General features: G+C 71.9%; 13 protein-coding genes and 1 pseudogene. 10 read left to right on the forward strand and 4 right to left on the reverse strand.

The features are described 5' to 3' along the window. Nucleotides 1-128: pseudogene (locus tag D7I43_RS20280) on the forward strand (IS5 family transposase); the annotation flags it as partial. 181 nt (nucleotides 129-309) lie between these two features. Next, the gene (locus D7I43_RS20285) at nucleotides 310-2,154 is read left to right on the forward strand and encodes a M28 family peptidase (protein WP_120330129.1); all 1,845 of its coding nucleotides are present in this window, start codon (nucleotides 310-312) and stop codon (nucleotides 2,152-2,154) included. A gap of 48 nt (nucleotides 2,155-2,202) precedes the next feature. Here the strand turns inward: D7I43_RS20285 and D7I43_RS20290 are convergent, their stop codons facing one another. From D7I43_RS20290 to D7I43_RS20300, 3 genes are all read right to left on the reverse strand, one after another. Then, nucleotides 2,203-2,892, reverse strand: coding sequence for an acetoacetate decarboxylase family protein (locus tag D7I43_RS20290; protein ID WP_240033062.1), 690 nt, complete (start codon nucleotides 2,890-2,892; stop codon nucleotides 2,203-2,205). A 165-nt stretch (nucleotides 2,893-3,057) separates the two neighbouring features. Continuing rightward, entirely contained in the window at nucleotides 3,058-3,756 is a 699-nt protein-coding gene (locus D7I43_RS20295; protein ID WP_120330130.1) for an SDR family oxidoreductase, read from the reverse strand. A gap of 165 nt (nucleotides 3,757-3,921) precedes the next feature. After that, the gene (locus D7I43_RS20300) at nucleotides 3,922-4,407 is read right to left on the reverse strand and encodes a winged helix-turn-helix transcriptional regulator (RefSeq protein WP_120330131.1); all 486 of its coding nucleotides are present in this window, start codon (nucleotides 4,405-4,407) and stop codon (nucleotides 3,922-3,924) included. Nucleotides 4,408-4,558: 151 nt separating this feature from the next. On the opposite strand from D7I43_RS20300, the gene htpG reads away from it, so the two are divergent. From htpG to D7I43_RS20325, 5 genes are all read left to right on the forward strand, one after another. Next, nucleotides 4,559-6,472 (forward strand): molecular chaperone HtpG, encoded by a 1,914-nt coding sequence (gene htpG / locus D7I43_RS20305; RefSeq protein ID WP_120330132.1) that lies wholly within the window; start codon nucleotides 4,559-4,561, stop codon nucleotides 6,470-6,472. A gap of 787 nt (nucleotides 6,473-7,259) precedes the next feature. Next, complete coding sequence (locus tag D7I43_RS20310; RefSeq protein ID WP_120330133.1) at nucleotides 7,260-10,379, forward strand: OmpL47-type beta-barrel domain-containing protein; 3,120 nt, start codon at nucleotides 7,260-7,262, stop codon at nucleotides 10,377-10,379. A gap of 22 nt (nucleotides 10,380-10,401) precedes the next feature. Beyond that, entirely contained in the window at nucleotides 10,402-11,367 is a 966-nt protein-coding gene (locus D7I43_RS20315; protein ID WP_120330134.1) for a sugar phosphate isomerase/epimerase family protein, read from the forward strand. Further along, a complete protein-coding gene (locus D7I43_RS20320; protein ID WP_204985241.1) occupies nucleotides 11,364-12,578 on the forward strand; it encodes a multicopper oxidase domain-containing protein in 1,215 nt (404 codons plus the stop codon). The genes D7I43_RS20315 and D7I43_RS20320 overlap by 4 nt, the downstream gene beginning before the upstream one ends. 204 nt (nucleotides 12,579-12,782) lie before the next feature. Then, complete coding sequence (locus D7I43_RS20325; RefSeq protein ID WP_120330135.1) at nucleotides 12,783-16,829, forward strand: ThuA domain-containing protein; 4,047 nt, start codon at nucleotides 12,783-12,785, stop codon at nucleotides 16,827-16,829. Nucleotides 16,830-16,919: 90 nt separating this feature from the next. Here the strand turns inward: D7I43_RS20325 and D7I43_RS33100 are convergent, their stop codons facing one another. Beyond that, on the reverse strand, nucleotides 16,920-17,348 hold the full coding sequence (locus tag D7I43_RS33100; protein ID WP_192902215.1) for a hypothetical protein: 429 nt from the start codon (nucleotides 17,346-17,348) through the stop codon (nucleotides 16,920-16,922). 189 nt (nucleotides 17,349-17,537) lie between these two features. On the opposite strand from D7I43_RS33100, the gene D7I43_RS20335 reads away from it, so the two are divergent. The 3 genes from D7I43_RS20335 to D7I43_RS20345 are packed head-to-tail and all read left to right on the forward strand — an operon-like array spanning nucleotide 17,538 to nucleotide 18,927. Next, complete coding sequence (locus D7I43_RS20335) at nucleotides 17,538-17,894, forward strand: ArsR/SmtB family transcription factor (protein ID WP_120330136.1); 357 nt, start codon at nucleotides 17,538-17,540, stop codon at nucleotides 17,892-17,894. Continuing rightward, nucleotides 17,891-18,349, forward strand: coding sequence for an SRPBCC family protein (locus tag D7I43_RS20340; RefSeq protein ID WP_120330137.1), 459 nt, complete (start codon nucleotides 17,891-17,893; stop codon nucleotides 18,347-18,349). Before D7I43_RS20335 ends, D7I43_RS20340 begins: the two co-directional genes overlap by 4 nt. Nucleotides 18,350-18,396: 47 nt before the next feature. After that, nucleotides 18,397-18,927, forward strand: coding sequence for a GNAT family N-acetyltransferase (locus tag D7I43_RS20345; protein WP_120330138.1), 531 nt, complete (start codon nucleotides 18,397-18,399; stop codon nucleotides 18,925-18,927). Nucleotides 18,928-18,947: the final 20 nt, after the last annotated feature.

An 18,947-nucleotide genomic window follows, 5' to 3' on the forward strand; every position in this document is an offset into this window, starting at 1 on the left:
GCATCAATCGGCTCAAACGCCACCGTGGTCTGGCCACTAGGTACGACAAGCTGGCCGTCCGCTACGAAGCCACCATCCACGTCACCGCCATCAACGAATGGCTACGCGCACTTCGAGACACGACCTAGCTGGGGCGGGCCGGGACTGACCTCCTAGAACAACCTCGACGTCGGCGGGCGGTCGGCGCTCGGGCACCCCGGACATCACCGCACCGGAGTCGTTCATGCCGGCGGTTCCGGACGAACGGCCATTGCGCCAATGAATCGACGAGTGCCACTGTCTAATCCCCTCCGACCCCGAGGAGCCCCCATGAGAGGCAGTGCGTTGAGCGCGCGGATCGCGTTCGTCGTGTGCGCCGGGATATCGGTGACGCTGGCCGCCCACCCCGTGGTCGCGTCCCCGCCCGTCGACCTCCCAGCGCAGTCCGCCGGCCCCCACCCCGTGGCCGCCGCCCCGGCCGTCCCGGCCCCGGCAGCCCCGTTCACCGCTGCGGACGTCGCCGCCGCAGACCGGGCAGCCCCAGCGCCCGCGGCGCTTCTGGCCGCGCCGGACATCTCCGTGGCCAACGTGCAGGCGCACCTGGCCCAGTTCGGCAGCATCGCCAGCAGCAACGGCGGCAACCGGCGCGCCGGTTCGGCGGGCCACACCGCCTCCGTCGCGTACGTGAAGGGCCGGTTGCAGGCGGCCGGCTACACCGTCACCGAGCAGCGGTGCACGTCCTGCACCTACCCGTCGAACAACCTCATCGCCGAGTGGCCGGGCGGCCCCGCCGACCAGGTGGTCATGTTCGGTGCGCACCTCGACGGCGTGTCCGCCGGGCCGGGCATCAACGACAACGCCTCCGGGTCGGCGGCCCTGCTGGAGAACGCGCTCGTGCTCGCCGCGCAGAACCCGACGACCACCAAGCGGGTGCGGTTCGCCTGGTGGACCGACGAGGAGCAGGGACTCAACGGCTCGCGCTTCTACGTCAACTCGCTGAGCGCGACCCAGCGCGGCTACATCAAGGGCTACTACAACTTCGACATGGTCGGTTCGACCAACGGTGGCTACTTCATCAACCGGCTCACGTCGAGCACGGCCGCGCCGCTGAAGGCGTACTGGGACTCGCTCGGACTGCAACCGGAGGAGAACGTCGAGGGGCAGGGCCGCTCCGACGACTACCCGTTCCAGCAGGCCGGCATCCCCACCTCCGGCTACGCGGCCGGTGCCAGCGCCCGCAAGACCAGCGCCCAGGCGGCGAAGTGGGGTGGAACGGCCAACGCGGCGTACGACCCGTGTTACCACCGCTCGTGCGACACCACCAGCAACGTCAGCGCGACAGTGCTCAACCGGGCGGCGGACGGCATCGCGTACGCCATCTGGCAGCTGGCGGTCGGCGACGGCGCCCCGGCCGACGACTTCTCCGTCGCGGTGAGCCCGACCTCCGGCAGCGTGGCGCCCGGCGCGTCGCGCACCGCCACCGTCACCACGGCCACCACCGCCGGGTCGCCGCAGACCGTCGCCCTCTCCGCGACCGGCGTGCCCGCCGGCGTCACGGTGACGTTCAGCCCGTCGTCGGTCACCTCCGGCGGCTCGTCGACGATGACCGTGACGGCGTCCGCGACGGCCACCACCGGCACGTTCCCGATCACGGTGACCGGCACCGGGTCGGCGCGGCGGACCGCCACCTACACGCTCACCGTCACGGGTACGGGCGGCTGCCCCGGCGGCCAGCTCGTCACGAACGGCGGCTTCGAGAACGGCAGCAGCCCGTGGACCGCCACCTCCGGCGTGATCACCAACTCGACCGCGCAGCCGGCCCGCACCGGCACCTGGAAGGCCTGGCTGGACGGGTACGGGCGCAGCCGCACCGACACGCTGGCGCAGACGGTCACCCTGCCGGCCGGGTGCACCGGCTCCACCCTGTCGTTCTGGCTGCACATCGACACGGCCGAGACCACGACCTCCACCGCGTACGACCGGCTGACCGTGCGGCTCGGCAACACCACGCTGGCGACCTGGTCCAACCTCGACGCCGCGCCGGGCTACGTCCAGCGGACGCTAGCCGTCGGGGCGTACGCCGGCCAGACGGTGACCCTGACGTTCACCGGCACCGAGGACGCCTCGTTGCAGACCAGCTTCGTGATCGACGACGTGTCGCTGACGGCGAGCTGACCTGCTCGCCCGGCCGGAGCCGCCGGTGGCTACGCGCTCGGGGATCGCTCAGTCGAGCACCGACTCGCCACCCGGGTAGGCGAAGGACGACCGTGGCGAGTAGAAGCCCCACACGACCTCGAGCGGCTCGGCCGGACGCAGTGCGTACACCGGGTGGTCGGGTTCCAGGAACTCCAGTGACGTCACCTCGAAGGGGTCGACCGGCTCCGCCACGAACGGGTAGTTGCCGCTGACCAGCGTGCCGTCCACCTGCGTGAGGTAGCGGAGTTGTCCCCGGTTCACGGCGTCGCCGGTGCGGCCCACTCGGGCCGTCGCCCTGATGACGGGCACGCCGTCCGCCTCGGTGGTGGCGACCAGCCGGTTACCCCGTACCTCGATGGTGGTCGTCCCCGGGGTGGCCGGTACGCCGCGGGCGGTGGCGTACGCCCGGACCACCGGGCTCGAGTTGAAGTAGTGCGTCCACCACCGACCGGGGGTGACCCCGTCGGGAGCGTCCACCCCGGACAGGTCGGGCCCGATGTACGTCAGGGAGTAGGCGCCGAAGCCGGAGGTCTGTGCCTCGTCGTCGACGACGTACTGGTTCATGAACACCTGGCGGTTCGGTGCGGGCTTGAGCCCCTCGGGCACGAGGGCGGCCACGGCGTCGGGGTCGGCTGGTATCCAGCCGAAGTAGAGCATCCGGCTGTTCACGACGAGTTGAGGAGCGACGAGTTCGGTCACGAGGGGCCCCTTCCACACGACAGCAGTGTGTGGTCGCGACGCTACGGAGCCCTCTGGTGCGGGGCAACGACGGATTGCCGACACGCGACCGCCCGACCGGGGTCTCCCCGCGGTCACCGCCGTCTCGGCCCGGTCAGGGCGGGGTGGGGCCGACCTGCGCCACCCCGCCACCTACGCCGGCCGTCAGGGCAGGTCGGGGTAGAGCGCGGCGACCCCGCCGGCCAGGCCGGCCCGCACCTGGCGGCTCAGGTCGTCGGCCAGGATCTCGTAGGAGTCCGCCTCGATGCCGTCCACGGCGATCCGGGCGACGTCCGCCGGGTCGAGCTTCGGGGCGGTGACGTTTGCCGTCATGTCGGTGTCCATGTAGCCGACGTGCAGGCCGGCGACCCGGACGTTCCGCTCGGCGAGCTGGGTCCGCAGGGCGTTGGTCAGGGCCCACTCGGCCGACTTGGCCGCGCTGTACGCCCCGGCGTTGGGCAGGGCGATCCAGGACAGCACGGACAGGATGTTGAGGACGGTGCCGCCGCCGTTGCCGGCGATCACCGGTGCGAACGCCCGCACCATGGACAGCGTGCCGAAGTAGTGGGTGTCCATCTCCAGCCGGATCCGCTCCGGGTCGCCGTGGAGCAGGTCCGCCCCGGTGCCGGAACCGGCGTTGTTGACGAGCAGGTTCACGTCGCGGGCGCGCTCGGTGGCGGCGGCCACGGAGGCGGGATCGGTGATGTCGAGCCGGACGGGCGTGACGCCGGGCAGGTCGACGGTGTCGGGGTTGCGGGCGCCGGCGTAGACGGTGGCGCCGCGGGCGACGAGTTCGGCGGCGAGGTGCCGGCCGAAGCCCCGGTTGGCGCCGGTGACGAGGGCGGTGCTTCCGGCGATCTTCATGCGTTGCTCCTGGTGCTCGTGGGATGGCCGGGACGGCGGGACGCCGGTCGGCCGGTGGGAGTTCCGGGCGGCGGGGCGCCGACCGGGTGGCGGGAGGGTCGGGGACGGCGGCCGGATGTCGGCCGGTGGCGGGGGAGGAGGCGGCGCGCCGGCCGGCTCCGCGGATCAGTTGCCCTCGGCGCGCCGCAGGCCGGGCCCGGGGTGTACGTCGATGGCGTCGGGGTCGACGTCGTGCCCCGCGGTGCAGCGCAGCACGGCGTGCACCTCGGCGCCGCAGTCGTGGTGTGCGACCCGCACCGAGGGGCCGGCCGGGTCGGCCGCCCACGCGTCGCCCCACTGGCGCAGCGCGGTCAGCACGGGCAGCAGTTGGGCGCCCTTGTCGGTCAGCACGTACTCGTGGCGGGTGCGTTGCCCAGCCTCGCGGTAGGGCCGCCGTTCCAGCAGCCCGTCGGCGACGAGCTGCTTGAGCCGGGCCGCGGCGACCGGCTCGCTGACGCCGACGCGGGCGGCGAAGTCGTCGAAGCGGCGCGTGCCGAAGGACGCCTCGCGCAGCAGCAGGAGCGTCGAGCGGTTGCCGACCACGTCGAGCGCGCGGGCGATCGAGCAGTTGGTCGTGAGCCAGGCGTCCCGGTCGGCGAGGAGATCCGTCATGCCGGCGACGCTACCCGAGCTGACTTAGGGAAGACAAAGTCAGCTACGTCACGCCGCCAGGGACGGGGATCGGGAAGAGGTCGGCCCGGGCCGCCCGGGTGACGGCTCGTATCCTGTGCGCGAACACCACGTGAGGCAGAAGGGAGACGGTGTGGGCAACCCGGTCGAGACGCTGGAGTTCCAGGCCGAGGCGCGGCAGCTGCTCCAGCTGATGGTGCACTCGATCTACTCGAACAAGGACGTCTTCCTCCGCGAGCTGATCTCGAACGCCTCGGACGCGCTGGACAAGCTGCGGCTCGCCTCCCTGGTCGACAAGGACCTCGACGTCGACACCTCCGACCTGCACATCGCCATCGAGGTCGACCGGGACGCGCGGACGCTGACCGTCCGCGACAACGGCATCGGGATGACCCGCGACGAGGTGGTCTCGGTGATCGGCACGATCGCCAAGTCGGGCACCGCCGAGCTGCTGCGTACGCTGCGCGAGTCCAGCGACTCCGCCGCCTCCCAGGAGCTGATCGGCCAGTTCGGCGTCGGCTTCTACGCGGCGTTCATGGTCGCCGACCGGGTGGAGCTGCTCACCCGCAAGGCCGGGGAGTCCGGCGGCACCCGCTGGTCGTCCACCGGCGAGGGCACGTACTCGGTCGAGACGGTGGACGCGGCGCCGCAGGGCACCGCGGTCACCCTGCACCTCAAGCCGGCCGACGCCGAGGACAACCTGCACGACTACACCGCCGAGTGGACGATCCGGGAGATCGTCAAGCGCTACTCCGACTTCATCGCCTGGCCGATCCGGATGGAGGTCGAGCGCTCCGGCGAGGGCGGCGCCACGACCCGCGAGGTGCAGACGCTCAACTCGATGAAGGCGCTCTGGGCCCGGCCGCGCGACGAGGTCGACCAGGCCGAGTACCACGAGTTCTACAAGCACGTCGCGCACGACTGGGCCGACCCGCTCGAGATCGTGCACATGAAGGGCGAGGGCACCTTCGAGTACGAGGCGCTGCTCTTCATCCCGGCCCACGCTCCGCTGGACCTCTTCGCCCCGCAGGGCCGCCGCGGCGTCCAGCTCTACGTCAAGCGGGTGTTCATCATGGACGACTGCGAGGCGTTGATGCCGGGCTACCTGCGCTTCGTGAAGGGCGTGGTGGACGCCCACGACCTGTCGTTGAACATCTCCCGCGAGATCCTCCAGCAGGACCGGCAGATCCAGGTCGTGCGCCGCCGCCTGGTCAAGAAGATCCTCGCCACGGTGAAGGACCTCAAGGCCAACCACCCCGAGCGGTACCGCACGTTCTGGACCGAGTTCGGCGCGGTCGTCAAGGAGGGGCTCGTCGACGACGCGGAGAACCGGGACGCGCTCCTCGAACTCGTCAGCGCCGCCTCCACCCACGACGCCGCCGAGCCGACGGACCTGCGCGGCTACGTCGAGCGGATGAAGGACGGCCAGAGCGAGATCTGGTACGCCACCGGCGAGTCCCGCGCCATGCTGGAGAACTCGCCGCACATGGAGGCGTTCCGCGCCAAGGGGCTCGAGGTGTTGCTGCTCACCGACCCGGTCGACGAGGTGTGGGTCGAGCGGGTCGGCGCGTACGACGGCAAGCCGCTGCGGTCGATCGCCAAGGGCGAGGTCGACCTGGACACCGACGAGGAGCGCCAGCAGGCCGAGGCCGAGCGGGAGCAGCAGCGCAAGGACTTCGCCGACCTGCTGACCTGGATGGGCGGGGCGCTCGCCGACAGCGTCAAGGAGGTGCGCCTCTCCTCCCGGCTCACCACCTCGCCGGCCTGTGTCGTGGGTGACGCGCACGACCTCACCCCGACGCTGGAGAAGATGTACCGGGCCATGGGGCACGAGGTGCCGCCGGTCAAGCGGATCCTCGAGGTGAACCCCGGCCACCCGCTGGTCGCCGGGCTGCGCAAGGCGCACGAGCAGGGGGGAGACCAGGCCGAGCTGCGGGAGACCGCCGAGCTGCTCTACGGGATGGCGCTGCTCGCCGAGGGCGGCGAGCTGGCCGACCCCTCCCGGTTCACCCGGATCCTCGCCGAGCGCCTCACCCGTACCGTCTGACAGCCGTCGCGCCGGTCGACGCCCGCCTGGCGTCGACCGGCGCGGCACGTCCCGGCCCCGACGGGCGCGCCCGCGTCTCCTTCGCGCCCGGCCCGTCGAGGCCGTCCCGGGGGCGCTCCGGCGTGTCCTCCGGGGAGCCCTCGCCGAGCCCGTACGACCGCACCCACCCTCCGAGACCTGCCCGGTGACCTGCGCGGAAGCGGGTCACGCCCGGTCCACGCCGCCTCGCCTGGCGGCTACCCACGGTGACTTTTGTTGGTTCAGATAAAAGTACGCGCGGGGGTGACGAAAGGTCTGGACAGGGTGACACCAAGTTAGTAGTGTCGGGGCTCATCGATATGTTTCATCGAGATGAACCGCAGCGCGGAAGGTCTCGATCGGCGGCCTCGGGGCGGCGCAACACGCCCTCGCGGCCACCGACCCGAGCGGGGACGGCACCCCCGAGGTCAGTGGCACGCCCGGCGACTCGGTGCGACGACGCGCCGTGTCGGGTGACCGACGCCTGTCCCGCTCGATGACGCCTCGTCAGCTCCGACGCTCCGACACCCCGCCAGCACCGCGCTGAACGCCGCCCGTTCACGCGAGCGATCCGGCTCGCCCGCCGACCGGGCAGAAGGCCATCCACACAGGACGACCGTGGCGACGCCACGGCCGGGGACCCCGTGCGCCCGGGGAGGGGGACACACGGGGGTGTCGTTGGGCGACATTTCGCGACATGAGGTGACCCGACATCGGCGGGGGTGCCCGCTCCTGCGGTGCGCGCCTCGCGACTGGGAGAGAGGCATTGATGAACGGTTATCGACCCCCTGGTCGACTACGCAGATCGATCGCAGCCCTCGGAACGGCCGCCCTCGTGTGGCTGACCGCGCAGGTGGTGGCGGTGCCGGCGAGCGCGCGGCCGGTCGACACCGAACGACCGGCCGCCGCCGCGGCGTCGCAGCCCCGCCAACTGCAGGCCCAGGTGCTGACCTGGACCGCCGGCAACGACTTCATGGCCTACCGCTCCGCACCGACCACCGCGGTCGCCGGACCGGCCACGCTCGTCTTCGAGAACAGCGCCGCCACCGGCAACACGACCGGGATGCAGCACACCCTGACCTTCGACACGACCAACCCGGCGTACAACACCGACGTCGACGTGAACATCCTGGCCGACCCGACGGACGCCAACGGTGGCCGGTGGACGGTCGACGTGGTGCTCTCACCGGGCACGTACCGCTACTTCTGCGCGATCCCCGGCCACGGGAGCATGACGGGCCTCCTCGTCGTCAGCGGTGGCAGCTCGGACACCACGCCGCCGACGGTGACCGCCGCCGTGAGCGGCGAGCGCGACGACAACGGCGCGTACGTCGGTGCCGCCACGGTGACGCTGTCGGCCACCGACGAGGGCTCCGGTGTCGGCCGGGTCGAGTACTCGCTCGACGGCGGCCCCTACGGCACCTACTCGGCGCCGGTCACCGTGAACCAGCCGGGCCAGCACACCCTGACGTACCGGGCCACCGACAACGCGGGGAACACCTCGTCGCCGCAGTCGGTGTCGTTCACCGTGGTCGAGGCGCCGCCGACGGACACGACCCCGCCGACCGTGACGGCCGCCGTGACGGGTGAGCGGAACGACGACGGGGCGTACGTGGGGTCGGCGACCGTGACGTTGTCGGCCACGGACACCGAGTCGGGTGTGGACCGGGTGGAGTACTCGCTCGACGGGGCCGCGTACGCGACCTACTCCGCCCCGGTCACGGTCAACCGGCCGGGCCAGCACACGGTCAGCTACCGGGCGACCGACAAGGCCGGCAACACCTCGTCGCCGCAGTCGGTGTCGTTCACCGTGGTCGAGCCGCCGCCGACGGACACGACCCCGCCGACCGTGACGGCCGCCGTGACCGGTGAGCGCGACGACAACGGCGCGTACGTCGGGTCGGCGACCGTGACGCTGTCCGCCACGGACACCGAGTCGGGCGTGGACCGGGTCGAGTACTCGCTCGACGGCGGCGTCTACGCCACCTACACCGCGCCGGTGGCCGTGAACCAGCCGGGCCAGCACACCCTGACGTACCGGGCCACGGACAAGGCCGGCAACACGTCGTCGCCGCAGTCGGTGTCGTTCACCGTGGTCGACCTGCCGCCGACGGACACCACCCCGCCGACCGTCACCGCCGGGGTGACCGGCGAGCGCGACGACAACGGCGCGTACGTCGGGTCGGCGACCGTGACGCTGTCCGCCACGGACACCGAGTCGGGCGTGGACCGGGTCGAGTACTCGCTCGACGGCGGTGCCTACGCCACCTACACCGCCCCCGTGACGGTGAACCAGGTGGGCCAGCACACGGTGAGCTACCGGGCCACCGACAAGGCTGGCAACACCTCGACGCCGCGGTCGGTGTCGTTCACCGTCGTGGCGCCGCCGGTCCGTGACACCACGCCGCCGACGGCGACCGCCAACGTCACCGGCCAGCGCGACGACAACGGGGCGTACGTCGGCTCGGCGACCGTGACGCTGTCGGCCACCGACACGGAGTCGGGCGTCGACCGGGTCGAGTACTCGCTCGACGGCGGTGCCTACGCCACCTACACCGCCCCGGTGACCGTCAACCAGGTCGGCCAGCACACGGTGAGCTACCGGGCCACCGACAAGGCCGGGAACACGTCGACGCCGCAGTCGGTGTCGTTCACCGTCGTCGACCCGCCGGCGCCGGACACCACGCCGCCCACCGCCACGGCCAGCGTCACCGGCCAGCAGGACGAGACGGGCGCCTACGTCGGCAGCGCCACCGTCACCCTCGCCGCCGCGGACGCCGGCTCCGGCGTCGACCGGATCGAGTACTCGCTCGACGGCGCGGCGTACACCCGGTACTCGGTGCCGGTCACGGTCGACCGGCCGGGCGCGCACACGCTCAGCTACCGGGCCACCGACCGGGCCGGCAACACCTCGGGCACCGCGTCGGTCACCTTCACGGTCGTCGCGAGCGGCCCCCGCGCCTGCCCGGTGCCCGACACCCGGCCGACCGTCTGGTTCGGCACGGTGGACAGCGGCGTGCCCAACCGGGAGATCGCGGACGGCTGCACGATCAACAACGCCATCCAGGACGAGAAGGAGTGGCGTAACCACGGCCAGTTCCTGAAGCACGTCAACGAGGTCACCGAGCACCTGCACCACCTGGGCGTGATCGACCACGCCGAGCACGGCCGCCTCGTCAGCGCCGCCGCCCGTTCCGGTGTCGGCAAGCCGGACGGCAGGAACGGCTACACGGCCCTGCTCGACTCGTCGCCGGCCTCGTTCAAGAAGTGGGAGCACGTCGGGGCGGGCGGCTTCACCCGCAACGCCGACGGGTCGATCACCAGCCGGGCGGTTCCCGGTCTCGGCATGCTCTGGCTTCCCACCGCCGAGTACGGCGACTTCTCGCTCAAGCTGCAGTGGCGCGACGACGCACCCGGTGACGGCCGCGCCAACAGCGGCGTCTTCGTCCGGTTCCCGACCGTGCACGGACACCCCGACGAGCCCCGGCCGGAGTGGGTGGCCATCAAGTACGGCCACGAGCTGCAGATCTTCGACCGTCCCGACGGCGACCAGTACAAGAGCGGGTCGGTGTACGGCTTCGACCGCGTGGACCTGGCGGGCGCCGGGGTGACCCCGAAGGGCACCTGGAACGACTACGAGATCCGCGTGGTGGGGCAGCACTACTCGATCTTCCGCAACGGCGAACTGGTCAACGAGTACGTGAACTCCCCCGAGGCCGTGTTCAGCCCGCCCCGTGCGGACGATCCCGGCGGCGCGGGCCGCCAGCACGCCCGCGGCCACATCGGCCTGCAGAACCACGGCACCGGCGACGTCATCAGCTTCCGCAACGTCCGGATCGCGCCCCTGACGGCGTGCTGCCCGGGCGGGACGTCCGCCGCCTGCTGCTGACCCAGGAGAGGAAACGACCACCATGGCGAAGAACAGGATCGACCGGCGGGCGCTGCTGCGCGGCCTCGCCGGAACCACCGTCGCCGTCAGCGCGGCGAGTCTCGCCGGCGCCCTGCCGGCGACCGCGGCGGGCGAGTCGAACGGCCGCCTGATCCCGCGCGGCCACATGGGCATCCAGCTCTACAGCGTCCGGGACAAGATCGCCGAGCTCGGCTTCGCGGTCGTCTTCGAGGAGCTGTCCCGCATCGGCTACCGGGAGGTCGAGTTCGCCGGCTACACCCAGGGCAACGTCGGCCCCATCACCCCGCAGCAGATCCGGCAGCTGCTCGACGACAACGGCCTGAAGGCCGCCGGCAGCCACCGGGGCCTTCAGGACTTCCGCACCAACCTCGAATGGGAGCTGGACGTCGCCGAGATCCTCGGCATGCCCGCCATCGGCACCGCGCAGGCTCCCACGGGCAACCGCACCATCGACGGCTACAAGGCCGCCGCCGCCGAGTTCAACGAGTGGGGCGCCGCGGCCGCCGCCCGCGGGATCAAGCTCTACCAGCACAACCACACGATCGAGTTCAGCTTCGCGACGGACCGGCCGGACGTCCGGCTGTACGACCTGTTCCTGGAGCTGACCGATCCCCGGTACGTGTTCATGGAGCTGGACATCCTGTGGGCGTACGGCGGGGCGCGCAAGTACCCCGGATTCCGTCCGGTCGACTACGTGAAGGCCCACCCGCACCGCTTCCCGCTGTTCCACGTCAAGGACGGCGTACCCCTGCCCGACCCGCAGCAGGGCAACTCCTACCTCGACGTGGAGTTCGGCGCCGGGGTGATCCCGTTCGCCGAGTTCTTCACCGAACTCGACGGCGGCGGTCGCTTCACCTACCTGTGGGAGCAGGACACCGCGCCGAACGTCCAGCCCAATCCGCCCGGCTCGCTGGGCGCCGCGGAGCGCAGCTACCAGCGCATGGTCGACCTGCGGGGTGAGCGGTGAGCGGCTGGCGGCTCGTCGAGGACGACCCGGCGGGCGGAAACGCCGCGAGCGGGCCGGCGGCCGACGTCCCGGCGGCCGGCGCGCACACCGACCCGCCGCACCGGCGCCGGACGGGCGGTCGCCGGCTGATGGTGGTGATGGCCACCGTCCTGCTGACGCTGGTCGGCGCCGGTGGCTTCGCCGCCGCCCGCACCGGGGCCTTCTTCGCGGAGCGGCCCGACGGCTGCACCAAGCCGGACCGGACCCTGCAGCTGTACGCCGTCGAGCTGCCCAAGGACGGCACGCAGACCCGGCTCGGCTACGGCCTCACCCCGCAGACGGCCTCCTACCCGGGCCCGACGATGGAGATGACCGAGGGCGAGTGCCTCGCCATCACGCTGCACAACCTGGTGCCCGCCGCCACGCTGGAGCGGCTGCGTACCAACCCGGCGCACCCGCTGGGCGTGTCGCTGCACGTGCACGGTGTCAAGTACACGCAGCTCTCCGACGGCACCGTGCAGAGCGGCTCGTTCGTCCCGCCCGGCGAGTCGCGCACCTACACCTGGTACGCCGCGCCGCGCAACAAGAAGACCGGCGCGCCCGGCACCGCCGGCTACTGGTGGTACCACGACCACGTGGTGGGTGGCCCCCACGGCACCCAGGGCCTCGGCGCGGGCCTCTTCGGCGGGCTGGTGGTCCGCCGACCCGGTGACCCGAAGCCGGACCGCACCTACACGGTGGTCTTCGGCGACCTGCAGAGCATCAACCTGCGGCGCGGGGCGGCCGCCGACACCTGCGACGCGCAGAACCCCCAGCCGGGACCGACCTGCCTGGTCGCCCGCAAGGGGGAGCGGGTGGAGTTCATCGTGGTCGGCATCGGCAACGACATGCACACCTTCCACCTGCACGGCCACGCGTGGGTGGACAACCGCACCGGGGTGATGCCGAACGGGGAGGCGTTCGCCGACACCGTCAACGTCATCGACAACAAGCCCCTCGGGCCGGGCGACTCGTTCGGCGTCACGGTGACCGCCGGCGACTCGGTCGGGCCCGGCCACTGGATGCTGCACTGCCACATGCAGTTCCACTCCGACGGTGGCATGTCGACGATGCTGCACGTCCTGGACGAGAACGGGAACATGCCGCCCGGCCACGACGCGCACACCCACGCCGCCGCCCCCGCCGCGGCCGGCGCGACCACCGGCGCCGCCGGTGCGCACCAGCACAACTGACCACCAGCCGCCACCGCACCTCTGACCCAGGGTCCGTGGCTGCTGGTCCGCAAGCCGGAGCAGCAGCCACGGCCGGGACCCCGTGGTCCCCAGCCACCCCGCCCGTCCGCCGCAACGTCTCCCACCCACACCCCGTACGGGCGGCCGACCGATCCGGTGCGCCGCCCCGGTAACCGCATGTACCTCTACTGAGGAGGAGTCGAGATGGCTCACAGACGCCATTTCCGGTTGTCCCGATGGGTCGGACGACCGCCACGGTCCGACTCGCCCGTCGCGCCGCCACCCGCCCGTCGGCGGGCGCTGCGGCGGGCCGGGGCCCTCGCGTCGAGCGCCGCGCTGGCCCTCGGCGTGCTGGGACTGCCCACCCAGCCGGTCGGCGCCGCGCCCGTGCAGGCGGCCGCCGCCGAGGCCGCGGCGGCGGTGAAGGTCCTGGTGTTCCACGGCCCGGCCGACAAGCAGGACGACCCGGTCACCCGGGCCGTCGACGCGATCCGCGGCATCGGCGCGGAGCACGGCTTCGCCGTCGACGCCTCCAGCGATCCCGGCGTTTTCACGTTCGGCAACCTGTCCCGCTACCGGGGCGTGGTGTTCCTCTCCGCCAACGGGGTGACGCTCGACGACGCGCAGGAGGCCGCGTTCCAGGCGTACATCAAGGGCGGCGGCGGGTTCCTCGGCGTGCACGACGCGGCCCGCGCCCAACCCAGCTCCGCCTGGTTCACCGGTCTCATCGGCACCCGGCCGGCGGCCAGCCTGCCGAACGCCGAGAAGCCCGTCTCGGCCAGGGCGAGCGCCGAGAACCCGCCGAACGAGACCGCCGCGAAGGCGATCGACGGGTCCACCGGCACCAAGTGGCTGACCTTCAACCCGACGGGCTGGCTGGCCGTGCAGCTGGCGAAGCCCGTCGTCGTGAGCCGCTACGCCCTGACCTCGGCGAACGACTTCCCGGGCCGGGACCCGAAGAACTGGACGTTGCAGGGCTCCGAGGACGGCAACACCTGGACCGACCTGGACACCCGCACCAACGAGACGTTCCCGCAGCGGTTCCAGACCAAGCAGTACAGCTTCACCAACACCAAGGCCTACCAGCACTACCGGCTCAACGTGACGGCCAACAGCGGTGAGCCGCTCGTGCAGCTCGCCGAGTTGTGGCTCATCGGCCCGGACGCCGGACCGGCCCCGGACACCACCGTGCAGGAGGCCGTGGTCGACTTCACCGACCGCCAGCACCCGGCGAACAAGGGCCTGCCGCTGACCACCAAGCGGGCCGACCAGTGGATCAACTGGGACCCGAGCCCGGTCGGCCGGGTGCACACGGTGGCCCAGGTCGAGGAGGGCACCTACAACCCGGGCCTGAGCGGGAACGGCGCGTTCCACCCGGTCTCGTGGTGCCAGGACTACGAGGGTGGCCGCTCGTTCTACACCGGCATGGGCCGCACGGAGGCGAGCTGGACCAGCGACCGGCAGTTCCGCAGCCACCTCGTCGGCGCGATCCAGTGGACCACCGGCATGGTGCGCGGCGACTGCCAGGCGACCATCGGGTCGAACTACCGCATCGAGCGGCTCACCGCCACCAACCAGTCGGGCCAGCTCGACCAGATCGGCGAGCCGCACGGCCTGACCATCGCCCCCGACGGCAAGGTCTTCTACATCGGCAAGGCCGCGTGCGCGACCGGCCCGATCTCCAGCTGGGACAACCCGAACGTGGGCCTCGGCTGCGGCACCATCCACCAGTGGGACCCGAAGACCAAGCAGGTCAAGCTGCTCACCACCCTCGCGGTGATGGGCAACCGGGGCAGCGGCAGCGAACTGGTCAAGAACGAGGAGGGCCTGGTCGGCATCACCCTCGACCCCAAGTTCGCGGAGAACGGCTGGATCTACGTGTACTGGATGCCGCACGAGTCGATCGACCGGGACCGGCGCATCGGCAAGCGGACGGTGTCGCGGTTCACGTACGACGCCGCGCGGCAGACCATCGACCAGGGCACCCGCAAGGACCTGCTGAGCTGGGACACCCAGATCCACAGCTGCTGCCACGCCGGTGGCGGGATGACCTTCGACGAGTCCGGCAACCTCTACATCGGCACCGGTGACAGCAACTCCTCCGGCGGCTCGGACGGCTACTCGGGCAACAACTGGACGCAGGAGTACAAGGGCGTCTCGTTCCAGGACGCGCGGCGCACCGCCGGCAACACCAACGACCTGAACGGCAAGATCCTGCGCATCCACCCGGAGCCCGACGGCACCTACACGATCCCGCAGGGCAACCTCTTCACCGGCAAGGAGGAGGGCGGCGGCAAGACCCGCCCGGAGATCTACGTGATGGGCGTGCGCAACATCGCGCGCATCGCGTGGGACCCGGTCAACGACTGGCTGACCGCCGCGTGGGTCGGCCCGGACGCCGGGGGCCCGAACCCCGAGCTGGGTCCGGCCAAGTACGAGACGGCCACGATCATCACCTCCGCCGGCAACCAGGGCTGGCCGTACTGCATGGGCAACCGGCAGCCGTACCGCGACCGCAGCAACACCGACGCGAGCGTGCTCACCGGCTGGTACGACTGCGACAACCTGCGCAACGAGTCCCCGCGCAACACCGGCCTGGTGAACATCCCGCCGGCCCGGGACAACATGATCTGGTACTCGCCGCAGGGCGGTGGACCCGTCTACCCGAAGCGCACCGACGGGAGTGGCCTGCCGACGTACAAGCTCGGCGACGAGACCTTCACCCAGCCGTACCTGAAGGGCGGCGGGCAGGCCGTCATGGACGGCCCGACGTACCAGCGGGAGAACGTCGACGTCGACAGCGGTGTGGCCTGGCCGGAGTACTGGGACAACAAGTGGTTCATCGGTGACCAGTCGAACGCCAACAACCGGATCGCGGTCACCGTCGACCCGAGCAAGGTCCCGACCGCGGGGCCGCCGGCCTTCGCCGAGGACCTGCGCAGCATCATCCGCCCGGGCAGCGGCGCCAACCAGCTCCAGTCCTGGATGGACGCCAAGTTCGGCCCGGACGGTGCTCTCTACATGCTCGACTACGCCGGCGGGTTCTTCAGCCTGCACCCCAACCAGAAGCTGATCCGGATCACCTACCACGGTGGCCCGGCGACGCCGAACCCGAGCCACGCGACCGCGCGGGCCGTGGCGCAGAGCAGCCCGAAGACGATCGCCTTCTCCAGCGCCCGCGCCGGCGGCGTGGCCTGGGAGTGGAACTTCGGTGACGGCAGCGCGCCGTCGCGCGAGGCCAACCCCACGCACACGTACGCCGACTACGGCACCTATGAGGCGACCGTGAAGGTCACGTACGCCAACGGCGAGGTGGCCACCGGCACGGTCCAGGTCGTGGTCGGGTGCGCGGCGCCCGACACCCGCTCGACGGTGCGGATGCTCGACACCGACACCGGCGTGACCAACCACGAGGTGGGCGGCGACTGCACGGTCAACGACCTGATCGACGACGAGCGCATGTGGTCCAACCACGGCCAGTTCGTGAGCCACGTCGCCGGCGTGGTGGGCGACCTGCGGAAGGCGGGCGTCCTCGACAACCGCGAGGCGACGACGTTGCAGAAGGCCGCCGCCCAGTCGCAGATCGGCAAGGTTCCCGGCTACCAGCCGATCTTCGACGGCTCGGCGGGTTCGCTCGCCGACTGGCGGCAGGCGCCCAGCGGGTCGTTCACGCTCCAGCCGGACGGCTCGATCCGCAGCTCGGGTGGGCTCGGCATGCTCTGGTACGCGAAGAAGGAGTTCGCCGACTTCTCCATGCGGATGCAGTTCCGGGACGTGTCCACCGGCAGCACGTACGCCAACAGCGGCGCGTTCGTCCGGTTCCCCGACCCGAGGACGCCGCTGGAGGAGCGGCCGGACGGCAGCTGCGGCACGGTCGGCTCGGCCCGCAGCTCGCAGGCGTGGGTGGCCATCTTCTGCGGTCACGAGATCCAGATCTACGACGGTCCGACCGGTGAACCGCAGAAGACCGGGTCGATCTACAACTTCGACCCGACCACGCTGGAGCAGGCGGGGGCGACCCCGAAGGGCCAGTGGAACGACTACGAGATCCGGGTGGTCGGGCAGCACTACACGATCATTCGCAACGGCGTGGTGATCAACGAGTTCGACAACACCCCGGGCAAGCAGTCCTCGCGGGCCGGTGACCCGCCCACGGACCTGCGGCAGTTCCTCAGCGGGTTCGTCGGGCTGCAGAACCACGGCACCAACGACCTGATCGAGATCCGCAACGTGAGGGTCCGCGAGCTGTAACACCGAGAGCGTGCCGGGCACGGAGGACCCACCCTCCGTGCCCGGCACCGCCGTGTCCGCCGGTGGCGTGCCGACCGCCCGCGACGGTGGTCAGGCCTTGCGAGCCGTACGCCGGTTGCCGAACGTCTCCATGGTGGTCGCCTTCTTCGCCGGCGCCCTCGTGGCCGAGGTGGTGCGGGACCGGGCCGGGGCCTTCTTGGCGGCCTTCCGCGCGGCGGCCGGCGTGGCGGGCGCCTTCTTCGGCGGCGCGTTCTTCGCGGCGGCCGCCTTCGCCGTCGGCCTGCGCGTGGGCGTGGCCGTGGTGGCGGACGTGTCCTTCTTCCGTGCGACCCGGGCCGTCGTGGCGGTCGGCTTCTCGCCGGGAGACTTGGCCGCGCTCGCGCCGGTGGCCCGCTTCGTGGCGGCGGCGACCTTCTTCGCCGCCGCCTTCCGGTTCATCGGCGCCTTCTTGGCCCCGGTGGACTTCCGGGCCCCGCTCGGGCGGCTGCCCGGCGGGACGGCGTTCCTGCCTGCGGTCATCCTGGTCCTCCTCGGGTCTGCCGGCGTGGCCTGCTGCCGCACACCGGGCGCGGCGGGACCCGTGGGCGCGGCCGGCCCGGTCGCGCGGGTCTTCCCCGGGCTCTGGGCGGCAAACGCCGGGGGACATCCGCAGCCGAAAAAGTTAAGCAATCCCTTGACTATTGGGGGCGACGGTGAAAGGTTAAGTGAGTGCCTAACCATCAGGTTCCGTTGGACCGGGTGTTCCACGCCCTCGCCGACCCGTCCCGGCGCGCCATCGTCGAGCGGCTCACGGCCGGGCCCGCGTCGGTGAGCGAACTGGCCCGGCCGCTGCGGATGACGCTGCCGGCGGTGCTCCAGCACGTCCAGGTCCTCGAGAGCAGCGGGCTGGTCGTGTCGGAGAAGGCCGGCCGGGTGCGCACCTGCCGGGTCGAGCCGGCCGCCCTGCGCGCCGCCGAGGTCTGGCTCACCGCGCGGCGCACCGCCTGGGAGCGCCGCCTGGACCGGCTCGACGACGTACTGGCCGGGGCAACGGAACCGACCACCACCGAGGAGGACCGACCATGACCACGACAGAGATCACCCACTCGACGTTCACCCTCGAACGCCACTACGCCGCGCCGCCCGCCACCGTCTTCTCGGCGTGGGCGGACCCGAGCGTCAAGGCCCGGTGGTTCGCCGGGCCGGACGCCGAGCACGAGCTGGACTTCCGGGTCGGCGGCTGCGAGCGGGCGATCGGCCGGCACGACGGCACGGTGCTGACCTTCGAGGCCCACTACCAGGACATCGTGCCCGGCGAGCGGATCGTCAGCTGCTCCACGCTGTCGGCCGGTGACGCCCTCTCGACGGTCTCGATCACCACCGTCGAGTTCGTCCCGGACGCCGGCGGCACCCGCCTCGTGCTGACCGAGCAGGGCACCTACCTGCCCGGGCACGAGCAGCCGGCCTGGCGCGAGCAGGGCACCGCGTCCCAGCTCGACGCCCTCGCCGCCGAGCTGGACGCCGCCGCGACCACCAGGTGACGCCGCGCCGCGGGCGCGACGCGCGGGCCGTGGCAGGATGCGGTCCCGTGCGCACCATCACCACCGACCGCCTCCGGCTCCGCCCCTGGCGGGACGAGGACGCCGACTTCCTCCTCGACATGCAGTCGCGCTGGGAGGTCGTCCGCTTCCTCGGCGCGAACCCCACCGTGATGACGACCCGCGAGGAGGCGCTCGCCTCGATCGCCCGCCGCCGGGCCGTCGACCACCCCGTCCACGGGATCTGGGCGATCACCACGGCCGCCGACGACCGGCTCGCGGGCACCCTCCTGCTCAAGCCGATCCCGCTGTCGGCCGGTGAGACCACCGACGGGCCGGAGGAGGTGGAGATCGGCTGGCACCTGCACCCGGACGCCTGGGGGAAGGGCTACGCCACCGAGGCGGCGGCGGCCGTCCTCGACGACGCGTTCCGCGCCGGTCTGGAGCGGGTCGTCGCCGTCACCTATCCCGACAACCACGCGTCGCAGGCCGTGTGCCGGCGGCTCGGCATGACCCACCTCGGCCGCAGCAGCCGCTACTACGACCTCGAGATGGAGCTGTTCGAGAAGCGGCGCGACTGACGCGCGGCCGCCCGCCCCGC

It is taken from the genome of Micromonospora globbae, from assembly GCF_003610785.1.
Classification (GTDB): domain Bacteria; phylum Actinomycetota; class Actinomycetes; order Mycobacteriales; family Micromonosporaceae; genus Micromonospora; species Micromonospora globbae.

Excerpts from the sequence above, each read along its gene's own strand:
- D7I43_RS20285 (WP_120330129.1), top strand. The coding sequence starts at position 310 with ATGAGAGGCAGTGCGTTGAGCGCGCGGATCGCGTTCGTCGTGTGCGCC.
- D7I43_RS20295 (WP_120330130.1), bottom strand. The coding sequence starts at position 3,756 with ATGAAGATCGCCGGAAGCACCGCCCTCGTCACCGGCGCCAACCGGGGC.
- D7I43_RS20300 (WP_120330131.1), bottom strand. The coding sequence starts at position 4,407 with ATGACGGATCTCCTCGCCGACCGGGACGCCTGGCTCACGACCAACTGC.
- D7I43_RS20310 (WP_120330133.1), top strand. The coding sequence starts at position 7,260 with ATGAACGGTTATCGACCCCCTGGTCGACTACGCAGATCGATCGCAGCC.
- D7I43_RS20315 (WP_120330134.1), top strand. The coding sequence starts at position 10,402 with ATGGCGAAGAACAGGATCGACCGGCGGGCGCTGCTGCGCGGCCTCGCC.
- D7I43_RS20325 (WP_120330135.1), top strand. The coding sequence starts at position 12,783 with ATGGCTCACAGACGCCATTTCCGGTTGTCCCGATGGGTCGGACGACCG.
- D7I43_RS33100 (WP_192902215.1), bottom strand. The coding sequence starts at position 17,348 with ATGACCGCAGGCAGGAACGCCGTCCCGCCGGGCAGCCGCCCGAGCGGG.
- D7I43_RS20340 (WP_120330137.1), top strand. The coding sequence starts at position 17,891 with ATGACCACGACAGAGATCACCCACTCGACGTTCACCCTCGAACGCCAC.